Here is a 14,935-nt window from a genome sequence, read left to right on the forward strand (position 1 = left end):
CCTGGGAAAGCTTCTGACCAGCCCCTTGAGCATAAGGGGGCGCTGAGAAGAGACAGTAAATTCAACGGTTACATGCAATAATAGCGCTGTATTGATGTAGAGACGGAGAGTCATGGACACAATTTATACGTTCTTTTTGGTAGGCGGTTCTCTTATGGCCCTCAGCATTTTGGCCAGCCGCTTATCGTCGATGATGGGTGTGCCGCTGCTGCTGATCTTCCTTGGGCTAGGCATGCTAGCAGGTGAAGAGGGCGTACTGGGCGTAGTGTTTGACGATTACTCCATGGCCTTTGCCATCGGCCACCTCGCGCTGGCCATGATTTTGTTAGACGGTGGCTTACGTACTCGCCTCAAAACCTTCCGAGTGGGTTTTAAACCCGCGCTTTCCCTCGCGACCTTTGGCGTCTTTATCACCAGCGCCATTGTTGGCGTTATCGCGATGTGGATTTTTGACCTAACTATAGTACAGGGCCTGCTGGTTGGCGCCATCGTAGGTTCAACCGATGCTGCTGCGGTTTTCTCCATGCTCAGCGGTCGCGGCGTTAATCTCAACGAACGGGTAGGGGCGACGCTGGAGATCGAGTCGGGTACCAACGACCCGATGGCAATTTTCCTGACCCTGATGCTGGTTGAGCTGCTTGTTGGTGATATTGGCGGCCCCGTTGAAACCCTGCTGTTTTTCCTTTCTCAGTTTGGTATTGGTTTGATTGTCGGCCTAGGGGGCGGTTGGCTGAGTGCCAAGCTGCTTCGCTGGCTCGATTTAGCCCCGGGCCTTTATGCCATGCTGGCGCTGGCTCTGGGGTTCAGCGTATTCGGTTTAACCAGTGTGCTGGGCGGTAGCGGATTTTTGGCCATCTACCTTGCTGGTTTGATGATTGGTAATCAGCCTGGGCGCCACCTCAACTTTATTCTGCCGGTGCACGACGGCTTGGCGTGGCTAAGTCAAATCGGCTTGTTCCTGGTGCTTGGCCTGCTGGTTACACCCAGTGAGTTATGGGACGTGGCACTGCCCGCGGGTTTGGTGGCACTGGCGCTCATCTTTATTGCCCGCCCGCTGGCGGTGCTGATCACCATCAAACCGTTCTTCAAATTCCGTTGGCGGGAAACCTTCTTCATTGCCTGGGTGGGCTTGAGAGGGGCGGTGCCTATCGTGCTGGCTATTTTCCCGGTCATCGGTGGGGTAGAAAATGCCTCGCTCTACTTTAATGTGGCCTTCGCCGTGGTATTGATGTCGCTACTGATTCAGGGCGGCTCACTGACGCTGATGGCCAAGTGGTTGAAGGTGGAAGTGCCGGTAGGCACCGTGCCTAACCGACGCGGCCCGCTGGGCATCCTGCCGGAAAACGACTTTGAGCTGTTTGTGTACGGGGTTGAGAACCAGGATTTAGAGGACGTGCCCATCCGGCTGCTGCGTTTTCCTTCAGGTGCTTTGATTTCCGCGCTGTTCCGCGACCACGCCATGTTGCACCCCAAGGGCAGCACACGCTTGAAGCTGGGCGATGTGATTTGTGTGATCGGCCGCTCAGAGGACTTGTACGCGCTTAACCGACTGTTCAATGGCGATGCCAAGCTCAAGCAGGAGCGTGCCTTCTTCGGTACCTTTACCCTGGATGGCAGCGCGCAAATGCAGGATATCGCCCAAGCCTATGGCCTAACGCTCAGCCCCGGTGAGCAGGACATGACACTGGCGGAATTTATCGCCCTGCGCGTGGGGGGCCACCCGGTTATCGGGGACGACGTAGATTGGCACGGCATTCATTGGGTGGTCAGCGATATGGAAGGCGGAAAGATTACCCGCGTCGGGTTACGTTTGTACTAAAAGGCGTTGACTTCCAAGGAAAAGCTGTTAGTATACGCACCCATAAGCCGGAGGGATGGCAGAGCGGTTGAATGCACCGGTCTTGAAAACCGGCATAGGTTAATAGCCTATCCAGGGTTCGAATCCCTGTCCCTCCGCCACTTATTCAAGGGAATCAGCTACTTAGCTGGTTCCTTTTTTTATGTCTGGGCATCGGAAAAGGGCGAAAATATAACGAGGGGAACACCTACCGTTATACTGCTCCAGCCAGACCAGTGCATAATAGACTAATGTCTAATTCTTCAGGAACTCTCCCGCCCCTAGCGTGCTTACCGTCAACACTCGCTTAGCACGTAGATAGACCTCCGTCGTTCGCCGGTCGCTGTGCTGCAAATTAGTCATGGCGTCATAGCCTTGGTCATCTGCATCAGTTGCGTGCTTGGCGCGTATATCATGCTCGGTAAACCGTTCGATGTGGCCCTCATGCATTGCCTTACGCATCCCGTACTGCCAGCGACTGTGAAACTTATCCTTGTTGTAAGGCATGCCGTCCCGCTTACAGAACAGCATAGGGCCTTGCTTACTCCGGCCGAGATTGTCGGCCTTTATCTCCTGCACTAAACGCCTCAGCTCATCATCCCAGGGGATAACAGCTTGTTTGCCTGCATTGCTGCTGCGTAAAACGATGCCGTATGGGGTGAGCTGAATAAGGTGAAAAGCGTATGGGATCAAGTCGTTGATGAAAGAAAACGCAACGCTAAGAGCAACAAAACGCAACAGATGCGCAACAACGCAACGAAAACGCAACGGTAGGGGGAAGTGATGCGATATATCTCAGCTCGACAGATGATTTTTGACGCGTATCACGAGCAGCGTGGCAGTGTGATGGCGTACGCGCAGGAGATAGCGCGGATGGGTGCGCAGGTGCAGACGACTCAGCGCAATAACTACGTGACGAATTGTGAATGGACTGGAAGCGGATGCGTGATCAGTGCCGTTGAGAATCAGCCGGTTCACTTAGCAGCGCTGACCCGCTACTGCTTTGGGCCGTTTACCAAGGGCGAGTTAGCGGGGTATAGAGAAATTGTCGAGATAGCGCTGTACCAGCAAATGATTCATGAGGGTGTGAAGCTACCAGGGCAGGATAAAGGTAAGCCGACTGTTCAGCAGCTTGAGGCGCTTAGATACCTGTGCATGGCGGCGCTGTATCATCATAGCGAGGTGACTTGGCCGTATTCGAGGCCGGGTTTGCACTCGCCTAATGCCGTACGTAAGTGGTTTAATGAATACTTAGGTGCTGAGATTGACGTGCGATTTTGGACAAGGAAAGGCAGAACGACTTGGGGGTGTTTATGGGGTCAAGCGTTGCTGATAATTGATCGATGGGAGCAGAGAGTTCTTCAGCGAGTTGCTGTTCTTATTAGAATGGCTGCATAATCTTTTAGAACAAATATTGGTGAGTGTATGAGCTTTAGAGAGAGTTTTTTAGATGAGGTATGTAGTGAAGGAGATTTAGATCCATTTGTTTATGTAAAGATGTCGAATGAATCTATGCCAGAGGAGTTCTACAGATATAGAGCTTTCAGTGATAATAATAAAGATGCTTTGCGTAATGGCTATGAATGGATGTCATATCCTAATGAATACAACGACCCATTTGATGCTAGGCTTTTTTACGATGCTGATGATGTAATCAATTATGTATTGAATAGCTTACTTGTTTCGAGACTTGATAAAGACGAGCTAAAGGTATCAAGAAAAATAATAGGAGTTAAAGAGATTGATTTAAACGCAGGTCGCTTCGACAACCAGTTATTGCAAGGTGCTCGGAAAAAAGGTGGAAAGCTTACTTCTAAAGTTAAAGGGCTTGTGAGCAAAGTCGATGAAATAATTAAAGTATTGCCTAAAGATTTAGATAGCGAGTTAGAGAAGCATGTTAGAGAGAGGTCAATGATATGTTCCTTCACAACCACATGTGACAATGAACTTATGTGGGCTCATTATACATACTCTCACCAAGGATATTGCTTAGAATATGGGCAACCAGACATTCACCCTCAAAAAGGTGGCCTCCTTCTTCCTGTAGTATATCGGGAGAAGCCGCTGTTCGTGACGGGGTTTATGAAAGACTCTTTTCCAGACGGTAAAAATGCAAGCAAAGCAGTGATTGGAAGTGCTATCGTAAAGTCAAAGCGATGGGAGTATGAGGATGAATGGCGCTATTGCTTGCTCTGCAACGAGGAGAGCAGACATCTTAAAGCGTTCAAACCGAAGAGGCTACTGTTAGGTTGTAACGCAAATGAAAGCACTAAGAAAGAGCTTATAGAGATATGTCAACAAATTGGTCTACCTATGTATCAAATGGAGAGATCGCCTAGCTCGTTTGCAATCGTCATCGGCAAGCAATTGGTATGATTTGCAACCTGCATCATTTTGGTTTAAAGCAAAAACATCATCTACATCTACGCCCTGGCTTTGAGCCGGGGCGTTTTGCTATAAGGCCCTGCGAGCGCCGCCGTTGCTGCCAGGTTTTTTTAAACCCACATATTCCAAGCGATGTCGCCAATACCCACAATTGGTAGACCATAACCGGTACCGTTGTTGGTACGCTCGTCGGGGCGTTGTTAGGCGATTTTATTTCTCACTGGGCAACCCTCAATACACAATACAAAAATGTCGTTATTTCTAATACTTCTACTTAATACTTGCTTACTCAGGGAGAGGATATATATGCCAAAAATTCGGTTCTACCATAATATTGACACAGAGATGACGAAAAATAGCTTCGAAGAAGCATTTTCAAGCGCAGACACTACATTTGAAATGTCACGAGTACCTATGTTTAAAGAGAATATACGTGTTAAGGAAATAGAGTTTGAAGTAGTGAGGGTTACTCATGTCTTAGATGATGATTATGATGCGGCTGTAGAGGTAAAACTTTACTTATAGTTTTGATCTCTATGCATGAATAGCTAGTATATTCCCACTATCCCATTTTCGCCTCGGCTTTGACAGGGCGTTTTGCTTTATAAGTTGGCTACATCTAATTTGGTGATCTAGGATTAAAATACCCCACCCAGGGGTTCACAGCCAAAAGATGAGGAGCACTATCTATGCCTACTACTGGTGAAAAACCTGGCAAAGGTACATACACTTGCAAGAATTGTAATGAGAAAGTCACTCTAGATGACCACTCTGATACGATGCCTCCTTGCCCTCGATGCCACGGCACTGAATTTAGCTAACAGCAGTATTTTCCAATAGGCCCTGCCAGACTCTGGTGGGGCCTTTTATTTTCTACTGTCGTGAGACAGCAGGTGTCCGTATGCCCCGTATTACTCCCCAAGCCGCTGGCGGCAAGAACGTCTGCGCGTTTCTCGATGTGTTGGCGTTTGCCGAGATCGGTAAGCCGATGCTGCAAGACCCACGCAGCGATGATGGTTACCGCGTTATTGTGGGCTCTATCCCTAGCAAGTTGATCCTGCTAGATGATTACACCGACCACCCGCGCCTAAGCGTGAAGGTGCGTAAAGGCCTGCACTCAACAGCAGCAAGCCGATACCAGCAGTTAAGCCGCTTTTGGCCTCACTACCGCGACCAGCTTGGCTTGCCTGATTTCGGGCCAATCAGCCAAGACCGTTGTGCCATTCAGCAAATCCGCGAACAGCGCGCCTTGCCCCTCATTCAAGCAGGCGAGATTGCAGAGGCTATTCATCGGTGCCGAAATATCTGGGCATCGCTGCCAGATGCAGGCTACGGCCAACATGAGCATTCATTAGAGCGCCTGCTGCTGGAGTTTAAGCGCGCCCAAGGTGAGCTGTGTGCTAACGACCAGACCTGGTACGAGCGCGACAAGTTACGGAGGGCGGCGTAATGCCCCAGGAGCGCGACGTGAAACCATCCGTATTCGAGCGGCATATGCAGACAGGAATCCAAGTGCTGCTGGTGGCACTGATCATTTGGGCGGGTACCGAGCTTGTGAAGCTGGGCCAGCAATTGGTTGTTCTTGAGGAGCGACTGACAACCCCCATGCATGGAAAGCATTAGACGGGTTCGGGATTTGAATTCGCTAGCAGTATTTCTTGATTCCTGAGTCCATAGAATAATAACTGCAGTAATACGGTAGAGATAGATACTATATCGTCAAGACGGTGATGAACTGAAAGCTTAAAAAGGGAGGTATATTGTTCTTTGCGAGTCGAGAGATCTCTGTAAAAAGGCAATCAATTCATCGCTGTACTGTGCCAGGCTTGGTGTTAAGTCGTGCCCATGGCACTATGTGTAACATGGCATTAGTAGAAGGAAGAGTGATGGCGTATTGTCTCATCATGAGGCGCGAAGGTACGGTGCATCACTCTATATGAGCCGTTTGACTGGGGTTAGCAAACGCTAATCTTTCACGTGCTGTCATTGGTAAGGTCATTCCTTGTCCCGAAAGCTAATCAAATAGCTCAAGGGATGCAGTATGATAAATGCAATAACACTCGTGGCAGTGGCAGCACCTAACAGCGCTATCCAGTCAAATACTGTTGCTACATAGCCAAGCGTCGAGTGAGTGAGCCAAGGAACCCAGAGTATTGCTGTTAGCCCGATTAATAGGGCTAATAGGTTGGTGAGACGGCTACGGTGGTGAGTGATCTTATAGCCGCGTAGATAAGTGAGCAGGTGCAGGGCGATGATAACGATTAATCCCATTATGAGCAGCCACTTAAAGGGTGCTAAGGCGTACATCAATATGGTCAGCATACCGTCAATGGACATGTCAGCTCTCCTTATGCTTTGCCTTCAAGCACAGCATAGTAAGCGGGCTGAAGCATGCGGTCTTTCATTACCCATACGGCCCAGGACTCTTCAGTGGGATCAATGAAAGGGAATGAAGGCATAAATGCGAAGTTATCGGCGTAACCAAACTCTACCAGCATGGCCTTGCCTATGCCGGTAATCATGGGGCACGAGGTATAACCGCTATGGCTTGCAGGAAGCGCATTCCCTTGCATCACGGCAAGTAGGTTCCCTTCGACTACCGGTGCTTGCGCTTTAACGCTGGCGGCTGTTTTATTAATTGGGGCACCAATCACATCGCCAATCCCAAATACCTCGGGGTAACGGTTGTGCTGCAGCGTGTGGATATCAACATCTAACCACTCGCCCCTAAACGGGCCGTCTTGTGCGATGAGAGCACTCTGTTTGACAAAATCATGGGCACTCATGGGAGGCACGACATGAAGAAAGTCGTAGTCTGCGATGACTGTTGGCTGGTCATCGCGTCTGAATTCAGCTTCTCGAAGTTGGTGGTGGGATGTGAACTCGCTTTCAGGCCCTACAAAAGCAAATTCAGCCTGTTTGGCTTGAGGGTCAATGGCGGAGAGTCGATAGTGGTGACGTCGGTTAACACCTTGGCTATCAAAGCGCTGTTTAACGAACTCATCGACCCAGGGTTGAGAGAAAAGACTAGCGCCGGGAGCCATATAGTCCACATCAAAAGCGTCACGTCGCCCGGTGTCTTCTAAACGACTTAGTGTTGTGAATGTCATTTTTAGCGGTGCCCCGGCGCACTTTACGGGTGTTGGGGCCGCGGTAAATATCCCTCTTCCATGACCGCTCTGGAGCCACGTTTGAATTGCTTGGTTAGTGCGTGATGCTCCCTCGATACCTGCATACACACTGCCAATCCCGTGCTGCCCAACCAACGCTGGTGTCATACCATCGATCAAGTGGTAATTGAGCTGAATCCCAGAGGCCACAATTAAGAAATCGTATTCCAGCGTTTCGCCACCGACGAGAGTTATACGCTTGCTGTCAGCATCAATGCTGTCTGCGTAGTCACGCAACCATTTGACTCCTCGTGGAAGAAACTGTGCATTAAGGCGCATTGTTTTTTCTGCAGCCCATATCCCAGAAGCTACCATTGTCCAGCCCGGTTGGTAGTGGTGAGTTTCGCGAGGTTCCACGAGTGTGATAGTTCCTCCCTGTAGGCGTCTGGCGAGTCGGTTCACCATTGCCATGCCTGCTGCACCGCCACCAACAATCACGATATGTGCTTGTGTTCGCAGAGTGCTAGCAGATAACCCGCTGAACGGTAGTAAGCTGCCCACACTCAGCCCAGAGCCAACTTTCAATAACTCTCTTCGTGTCAATAACGGTGATTTTTGCATGGAAGACTCCTTCAACGCGTGCTGATATATTTCTTTTGGGAATATACTTATTCCATTATGTGCTTTTTGCGTAAGAAAGCCATAAACATTTTGTCTTACTTAACAGAAATGCCCTTTATAAACAGTCAGAAGTAGATTTTGAAAATGTATCAATGAGCTTCATCACTCATTCGGTAGGAAGCTCTGCAGCAATTCCCACCGAATGATCCATCAGCTCTGAAAAACGATTATCAGCTAAACTCGACTAACCCTTACCGGCAAACCCTGGCGCACGCTGGCCCCGCTGATGGGCTCAAGCCAAGTGCCATCCACATTCCTCGTGGGGTCTTTAAAGCCTAGATCGTTGATATTGATACCCGCGCGCATCCAAGGCATATCCGGTTGAGATTCACCGTCGATAATATGTGGCGTTGCGCCTAAATCCCGGTGGCCATAGCCGTGCTCAATGCCCAAGGCACCAGGTATTACGCTTTCACTGACTAGCGCCAACCCGACCACGCTTCCGCCAGGGCTTTCTATGCGAATGGTATCGCCGTGCTGGATACCAAAGCGCTCTGCGTCTTGGCGGTGCATCTGTATCGGGTTGTAAGGCTTGATCATACGCAGCCGCTCACTGCCGATAGCGTAAGAGTTCATCAGGTTGGATTTGAACGAGAACGCCAACAGCGGCCACTCTTGCTCCGAAAACACCTCGCGCATGGGTTGCTTGTTCGCCATCTGAGGTAGCTTATGGCAGGGGACGCCGCTATTGGGCAGGCCATTAGTGGTATCAATGCTGGTGCCGACTGATTCGTTGTAAACACATAGCGTTTGCTTCCACTGGTATTTCAATTTTTCACCTATGAAGTGCTCGCTGGCATCTTCAAAGCGTCCACCCCGGGCATACAGATAGGCTACTCGAGCGCGTTCATCAGTTTTTAGCGTTCGTGCGATTTTAGGCACCAGTGGGGCAATGCCTCCATGGGCAACATCAGCATCGTCGGCTTCTGGCAAGGGTTCTTCTTGAAAAGCGATATTGGCCGCGGCCCGCAGATAATAATCCTCTGCGCGATTGAGCGGGTGCAGATTGCCCTGGGCATCGGGAATTGCGTTGTCGCCAAAGCCGGGCAGGCCAAGCCGTTTGGCCACAGCGATAAAAAAGCTGTCCATAGACACCGATTCGCCCTCAGCGGTTTTTTGCTGGCGCGGCTCCACCACGGGCCAGCAGGCGGTGGTCAGCTTGCCCAGGGTGCCTTTCCACGCGCCGGTAAAGCCCCACACCTCATACATCACAGAATCAGGGACGATGTAGTCGGCGTAGCGGTTGGTTTCATTGATAAAGCCATCCACGGCAACAAAGAGTCCCAGCCGTTTGGGGTCTTTCAGCTTATCGACAATGACGCCTTTTAGGCCAGCCTGACCATAAATCGGGTTAGCCATACAGCCAATCACCGCTTTGATGGGGTAAGGATAGCCATCTAGTGCCGAGGGTAGGTGCTCTGTGAGCGTCGGCGGCGCCAACGAGCGCCACGGCGCTCTAGCCGGGTAAGGGTTTTCGCCTGCGGCGACTTTGCGCTGATACTCGGAAGACTTTTCGTAGGGGAAGCGCGAGCGGGATAGAAATACCCCCTGCGGCGCGCGCTTACCAGGAAAGTTGGCTAAATCGTAGCGTGGGCCCTCGCCGGTACCGCTGTAAGTGCCGCCGCCCACGGCGCTGCCACCCTTCATGTTGTAGTTGCCCGCCAGTAGGTTCAGCATTTGCACGCTAAACGCGGCGTAGAAACCGTTACCCGACATCATGCCGCCGTGACAGTTAACAGCGGCTTTTCTGCCATGGCTGGCATAGCGGCTGGCCAATTCAATAATCGTCGCCTTTGGAATGCCACAATGTTCTGCGTAGGTATCTAGGTCGTACTCGTGGGCAGATTCGCTTAGCAACGTCAGACTACTTTTGACGGTCACGGTGGTGCCATCGACAAGCTCAACCGGACGTTCGGCTAAGAGCTCGGCGGTCATCACCTCTTCGCTTAGCGCGAGTTCGCCATTGGTCACTACCACCGGCGAGTCAGCATCGCTACCCGCTTCCGCTAGGCCCAGGTCGCTGGCGCGAAGAAAATAACCTCTGCGCGGGTGTTCATAAGTGTCAATTACCAAATGAGTGGCGTTGGAGTGGGTGGTTTCGCCCGCTGCATCGGCGGCGGCTTTGCCGGGCAGGGCTAGGAAGTTGCTAGCATAGCCCTGGTTGTCAAGTAGCCACTGAATGATTGCCATGGCAAAAGCGCTGTCTGTCCCAGGACGAATAGGCACCCAGCGGTTGTTGTCAGCTGCGTGGGAGGTGGCAGCATTGAGCGCTGGGTCGACCACCACGTAATCCAATGTACCGGCTGCACGGGCTTGGGCAATCAAGCGGCCTTGGCGCTTAAACGGGTTGCCCGCTTGGCTGGGCGCACAGCCGATATACATGATGAAACGTGCGTTTTGGATATCTGGCTTAACGTGGGCGTTGGTGACGATATTGTTCATCACCGCGCCAGATCCCATGCGGAAAGCCAACCCGCAGTAAGCGCCATGGTGACCATAATTGCGGGTAGCAAAGGCATTGAGGGTAAAGCGCTTGAGTAGATCTGAGCGCCCGTAGTCAGTGGCTTCCATCACCATTAATTGGTTGGCCTTGGGGCCATATTCAGGATTGTCAGGGTCGATCAGTGTGTCGTGATCGCGAATATCGCGCAGTCCATCAACGTGGCCTTCGCTAAACAGGTCGCCGCCTTCGCAGATTTCTTCAATGAGTTTCTCAAAGGAGATTTTCTGCCATTGACGGCTGCCACGTTTGCCTACTCGTTTTAAACAGTGGTCGACACGGAAAGGGTTGGTAATTTGGCTCATCATGGCATTGCCACGGGCGCAGGCGGTGGAGCGGTTTATCTGGCCCTGTCCGCCATAGGCGCTAACACTGCGCAGTGCATCCGCCACCGGTGTACGCATGGGTAAATGGTCGTCGGCGGACAGCGGGTGGTAGGGATTGCCTGATACCCGCAGTACTTCGCCAAGGGTGTCATCGACCCTTACTCTCACGCCGCATCGGGTCGTACAACCGTAGCAAATAGTGAAGGCGACCCGCTGGTCGGGGGTCAAAGTGAGTTCGCCAGTGTCTAAATCGACTCGGTATTCTGGGGTCAGCGAGTTGCCATGAATATTGTGTCTGGGTTTTTCACCCGCGCTACCAGTAATGCCCTTAGCCATTTTTGCCAATGGGTCGGCATAGCCCACGGCAAAGGTGGCTGCACCACCAGCGGCGGCAGCGCCTTTTAGAAAACGGCGGCGTGACGGATCTTGAGTAGACTTAGGCATGACTAGACGCTCCTTTTTTCGCGGTGAGAGAATGAGTAGAAGCATCTTGGGTAGCGTGAGTGGGCGTTGCTATAAGGCCGCCCTGTTGGGCCTGCCGCCAGGGAATAAACAGTTCAATCAGTAGAATAGCGGCGAGCCAGAGGCCGAAGGTGCCAACAATGCCTAAAATACCGGAAGAGCCCGCGGGAATGCCGTAGTGATGAAAGCCTGCGCTGTTGCGGGCCACATGCTGAACATCCATCAGCACCACCCAGCGGAACATCCAGCCCATGTGTATGGCTACGAGGCCTAGCAACCATGCCCAGGCAAACAGTGCTGGCTGGCTAGAGGTTAGGACAACGCGCGCATGCTTCTGGCGCAGGGTAGGGCGAGTCAGTAAAAACAACACGGCGGCAAATAGCGCTAAGCCAGTAATCCCTCCCCATAGGGCGGTATTGCGCCACGAGTCGCTATGGCTCACGGATTCCAATGCGGCGGCAACTGAGCCTACGTGTGCATTCACGCCATCCAAAAACCAGCTAATCGCAATCAAGCCTGCTAGCGCACAGGTCACTAGCAGCACATACAGCATCTGTCGTATAGCGGTTTGCGAGCAAAGCCTACTAACCCGGTTCAGCACTAATACCAGCCCGGAGGCAGCGATAAACCCGGTGGTCGCTAGCATAGGCGGTAGCCATACGGTGTTCCAAAGCGGGCGGGCTTTTACAATTGCCAGCTCCGCACCGGTGTAAAGCATAATGCCGCTGGAAAGCCCCAGCGCAGCCAGACCTACCACGGCGACCAGTGCTCGTGGCGTAATGCCACTGCCCAGTGAAAGCCAAGTAGCTATCATGCCGCTGAGTCCTGGTGTGCTGCGCTGCGCCTGCAGCGCGGGTCGCCATGCCAGCCAAGCAAGGCCAAGCACACTAACCAAATAAAGCGGCAGAACAACGCTGCCAATCGACATCCACGAGTGGCTATTGGCGTAAGCGTAGAAGTGCCAGAACCGCAGCGGCTGGTGCAAATCCGCGAGTAGCGCAACGGGCGCGACCAGCGTAGTGCTAACGCAAGCGATTAGCGCCAGACGCGCGGTAGGCAGCCAGGCTTTTTTGCCGAGTACCAGTGCTGGGGCGGCTAGCCACAGGCTGGCGTAGGAAACCGCAATCATAAAAAAGTACTGCACCGCCCACGGGTACCAGGCGATGTCATAGCGCGGTGCCAGTAGCTCAATGGTGGAATTCATAGCCCATCTCCTGACCGTGGGGATCGAGTACTTCGAGCGCGACGGGTTCTGCCGTAGGACGCGTGGTGAAGCGCTCATCCATGCCTAGGTAGAACACCTGAGGAAGGGTGTGTTTTTCGGGTTGTAGCACCATCAATGCATCGCGATGTTCGTGAATCATGCGGCTGATTTGGCTTTGAGGATCGCGCATATCTCCAATCACGCGGGCACCACCTACGCAGCTCTCAACGCAAGCGGGCAATAGACCGGCTTCTAGACGATGGGCACAGAAGGTGCACTTGTCGGCGGTTTGAGTGCGTTGGTTAATAAAGCGAGCATCGTAGGGGCAGGCGTTAACGCAATAGGCACATCCCACGCAGCGGTCACTATCGACCACCACAATGCCATCCCGCTGCTGGTAAGTGGCTTCTACGGGGCAGACCGGGACGCAGGGCGGGTTTTCACAGTGGTTACACAGCCGTGGCAGCATAAAGGTGGCTAGCTCGCCGCTTTCCTGGTGCTGTACTTCATACTGGGAAACCGTGGTGCGGAATTGGCCCAGCGGTGCAGCGTTTTCGATATGACACGACACCGTACAGGCCTGGCAGCCAATGCACTGGCGTAAATCGACAAGCATGCCGTAGCGTTTAGTGGGGTCGCCTTCATGGCGGGCAGGCTGCTGATTGATGCCAGCTTGGGCAAGGCTTGAAAACGGTATCAGCGCAGCGCCGGCGCTTAAACGTACCATTTGACCCAAGAGCGAACGGCGTATTGCGTCCATAGTGCCTCCTTGGCGAATTAAACGGCATTCGCATGGGCGAATGGTCGGAATACGCTTAGGTTACGCCTTTTGTTAAAGGAAAAAATTGATACGTGTCAATGGGTTAGGGTGTATCTCTTAATGCTCCCTTAATGTTAAATGGCTAAGTGTTTGTTCTGTATGCGGAGTTTCATTTAGCATTAAACAATTGAATGGCGACAAGGGTAATTTTTAGCGCACATATATAAAAAAGCGCTTGCTCTAATAAACATGGCAAGCGCTATTTCTATGGTCTTGTTTGCTTAATAGGCACTATTTGGTTTTGCAGGTATTGAAGCCTATTAATCTATAAGCTGGGCAGAAGTTAAATAGCCCGGTGGCTAGCGGCAATACGCCGATCCAGCCCCACACCCCGATAGTGCCTGTTAGGGCCAGTACGATCAGTGCAATCCCAATCAGGATGCGTAAGATTTTATCGATACCACCGACATTGCGACTCATAATTGACTCCTTAATTTCAATTTGGGTACTCAAAAACTGTAAACAGGAATGGACGGATCGCGCATCATTTCCGCTATGGGGCCAGGTGCCGCCACACCCACGCCTTCAAGAAGGTCGTCTTCTTCGTTTTCGCTGTTGGGCAGGTAAATGGCACATACATCCACCGTTGCGCCACTCTCTAAAAGCATATTAAGCATGTCTTCCGGCTTGACTTGGCCTGCCGGGTTGCTCGGTGGCGTGTTGATAGCTTCCGCACTTGCGTATCCCCCGACGGCCAAATCACCAGCAGCATCACAAAGCAGTATATGCAGGTGGGTACCTTGCTGCTGCATGGCGTTGGATAGAATCATGGCCATGCCTTGGGTCTGCAGTGAATCGCTAGTAAGGATAACTAAGGCCTGATCTTCAGCTTCGTTTCTGCCATGGCTATCAGCCATTGGGAGACTTGAGAAACCGATAGCAGCAGTAGCAACTGCCAGTACCAAGATCGTATTGCTGGTCTTATGTGTTGTAGTCATGCGGCCACCTCGTTGGGTTTGATCAATATCTTGGCCCTGCTGGTTATCAAGCAGTGGCCCATTTATTTGAATCTTAGTGGGCAGGGCGCCATGCCACATCAGGGTTAATGTCATAGCTCCATGGAAGGCCCGAATTGCGCCAACCATCCTGCGCTCTTACGCCCTGGGAATTACCCTCCTTGAGCTTTTCACCCTCGAAACCGTCGGTCATGGAATAGACTTCGCTGTATCCCATCTCGGCGATCACATCGGCAGCGGGAGCGCTGCGGGTGGCACCGGAGCGACACATGACAATGATCGGATCTTCTTTGTTTACGCCTAGAGCGTCTATTTTTGCTCTTACTTGCTCTTCGAAGTCAGCATTTTTGACCATTGGCCAAGTCTTCGCTTCTTCATCGAAATTATCGCGCTCGGCTAGCACCCAGGGCACATGGATATCGGTGGGCTCGGCGAAGCCAGTAAACTTGATCTCAATGGGGTCGCGTACGTCGATGAGTACAGCACGATCGTTATCTTGCATGAGGTTATGAGCCTCAATGGCCGTGGCATAGAGACCTAATGTTGTTTCCCGGTAGGCCTCGACTTCGTCTGCAATAGAGGGTGTGGCTCCTAAGGCCATCGTGATTCCGATGACGGTAGCCATTGGGACTAAAGAACTTTTCATAACTATTT

The 14,935-nt window shown here is 51.9% G+C and carries 16 protein-coding genes and 1 tRNA gene; 8 read left to right on the forward strand and 9 right to left on the reverse strand.

Translation table 11 applies throughout. From position 1 onward, the window contains the following. The first annotated feature begins 112 nt into the window (after nucleotides 1-112). Entirely contained in the window at nucleotides 113-1,819 is a 1,707-nt protein-coding gene (locus tag HALTITAN_RS16995) for a potassium/proton antiporter (protein ID WP_009287833.1), read from the forward strand. A 49-nt stretch (nucleotides 1,820-1,868) separates the two neighbouring features. Then, nucleotides 1,869-1,959, forward strand: a tRNA-Ser gene (locus HALTITAN_RS17000). Between the two features lie 133 nt (nucleotides 1,960-2,092). On the opposite strand, the gene HALTITAN_RS17005 is transcribed toward HALTITAN_RS17000, so the two are convergent. Then, complete coding sequence (locus HALTITAN_RS17005; RefSeq protein WP_230805702.1) at nucleotides 2,093-2,575, reverse strand: tyrosine-type recombinase/integrase; 483 nt, start codon at nucleotides 2,573-2,575, stop codon at nucleotides 2,093-2,095. 135 nt (nucleotides 2,576-2,710) lie between these two features. On the opposite strand from HALTITAN_RS17005, the gene HALTITAN_RS17010 reads away from it, so the two are divergent. From HALTITAN_RS17010 to HALTITAN_RS25605, 6 genes are all read left to right on the forward strand, one after another. Then, nucleotides 2,711-3,235 carry a hypothetical protein gene (locus tag HALTITAN_RS17010; protein WP_141441065.1) on the forward strand — a complete coding sequence of 175 codons (525 nt, stop codon included), beginning with the start codon at nucleotides 2,711-2,713 and terminating at the stop codon, nucleotides 3,233-3,235. Nucleotides 3,236-3,262: 27 nt separating this feature from the next. Further along, complete coding sequence (locus HALTITAN_RS17015) at nucleotides 3,263-4,213, forward strand: DUF2971 domain-containing protein (RefSeq protein WP_009287836.1); 951 nt, start codon at nucleotides 3,263-3,265, stop codon at nucleotides 4,211-4,213. 315 nt (nucleotides 4,214-4,528) lie between these two features. Next, entirely contained in the window at nucleotides 4,529-4,747 is a 219-nt protein-coding gene (locus HALTITAN_RS17020; RefSeq protein WP_039859845.1) for a hypothetical protein, read from the forward strand. 164 nt (nucleotides 4,748-4,911) lie between these two features. Beyond that, a complete protein-coding gene (locus tag HALTITAN_RS26390) occupies nucleotides 4,912-5,043 on the forward strand; it encodes a zinc ribbon-containing protein (RefSeq protein ID WP_083868822.1) in 132 nt (43 codons plus the stop codon). A gap of 80 nt (nucleotides 5,044-5,123) precedes the next feature. Further along, nucleotides 5,124-5,672 carry a glycoside hydrolase family 24 protein gene (locus HALTITAN_RS17025; RefSeq protein WP_039859846.1) on the forward strand — a complete coding sequence of 183 codons (549 nt, stop codon included), beginning with the start codon at nucleotides 5,124-5,126 and terminating at the stop codon, nucleotides 5,670-5,672. Between the two features lie 17 nt (nucleotides 5,673-5,689). Continuing rightward, entirely contained in the window at nucleotides 5,690-5,845 is a 156-nt protein-coding gene (locus HALTITAN_RS25605) for a hypothetical protein (RefSeq protein ID WP_155705866.1), read from the forward strand. A 372-nt stretch (nucleotides 5,846-6,217) separates the two neighbouring features. On the opposite strand, the gene HALTITAN_RS17030 is transcribed toward HALTITAN_RS25605, so the two are convergent. The 8 genes from HALTITAN_RS17030 to HALTITAN_RS17065 form a co-directional block, all read right to left on the reverse strand. Continuing rightward, nucleotides 6,218-6,559, reverse strand: a complete 342-nt coding sequence (locus tag HALTITAN_RS17030) for a DUF5368 family protein (protein WP_039859848.1) — start codon at nucleotides 6,557-6,559, stop codon at nucleotides 6,218-6,220. Between the two features lie 11 nt (nucleotides 6,560-6,570). Further along, nucleotides 6,571-7,953, reverse strand: a complete 1,383-nt coding sequence (locus HALTITAN_RS17035; protein WP_039859849.1) for an NAD(P)/FAD-dependent oxidoreductase — start codon at nucleotides 7,951-7,953, stop codon at nucleotides 6,571-6,573. A 234-nt stretch (nucleotides 7,954-8,187) separates the two neighbouring features. After that, nucleotides 8,188-11,283 (reverse strand): molybdopterin dinucleotide binding domain-containing protein, encoded by a 3,096-nt coding sequence (locus tag HALTITAN_RS17040; RefSeq protein WP_039859852.1) that lies wholly within the window; start codon nucleotides 11,281-11,283, stop codon nucleotides 8,188-8,190. After that, nucleotides 11,276-12,505 (reverse strand): NrfD/PsrC family molybdoenzyme membrane anchor subunit, encoded by a 1,230-nt coding sequence (gene nrfD, locus HALTITAN_RS17045; protein ID WP_039859853.1) that lies wholly within the window; start codon nucleotides 12,503-12,505, stop codon nucleotides 11,276-11,278. The genes HALTITAN_RS17040 and nrfD overlap by 8 nt, the downstream gene beginning before the upstream one ends. Next, nucleotides 12,489-13,265 (reverse strand): sulfate reduction electron transfer complex DsrMKJOP subunit DsrO, encoded by a 777-nt coding sequence (gene dsrO / locus HALTITAN_RS17050; RefSeq protein ID WP_039859855.1) that lies wholly within the window; start codon nucleotides 13,263-13,265, stop codon nucleotides 12,489-12,491. Before dsrO ends, nrfD begins: the two co-directional genes overlap by 17 nt. A 291-nt stretch (nucleotides 13,266-13,556) precedes the next feature. Next, complete coding sequence (locus HALTITAN_RS17055) at nucleotides 13,557-13,745, reverse strand: YgaP family membrane protein (RefSeq protein WP_039859856.1); 189 nt, start codon at nucleotides 13,743-13,745, stop codon at nucleotides 13,557-13,559. A 29-nt stretch (nucleotides 13,746-13,774) separates the two neighbouring features. Further along, nucleotides 13,775-14,263 (reverse strand): DsrE family protein, encoded by a 489-nt coding sequence (locus HALTITAN_RS17060; RefSeq protein ID WP_051052105.1) that lies wholly within the window; start codon nucleotides 14,261-14,263, stop codon nucleotides 13,775-13,777. A 73-nt stretch (nucleotides 14,264-14,336) separates the two neighbouring features. Beyond that, nucleotides 14,337-14,927, reverse strand: coding sequence for a rhodanese-like domain-containing protein (locus HALTITAN_RS17065; protein WP_039859858.1), 591 nt, complete (start codon nucleotides 14,925-14,927; stop codon nucleotides 14,337-14,339). Between the last annotated feature and the right edge of the window lie 8 nt (nucleotides 14,928-14,935).

Source organism: Vreelandella titanicae BH1, assembly GCF_000336575.1.
Classification (GTDB): domain Bacteria; phylum Pseudomonadota; class Gammaproteobacteria; order Pseudomonadales; family Halomonadaceae; genus Vreelandella; species Vreelandella titanicae.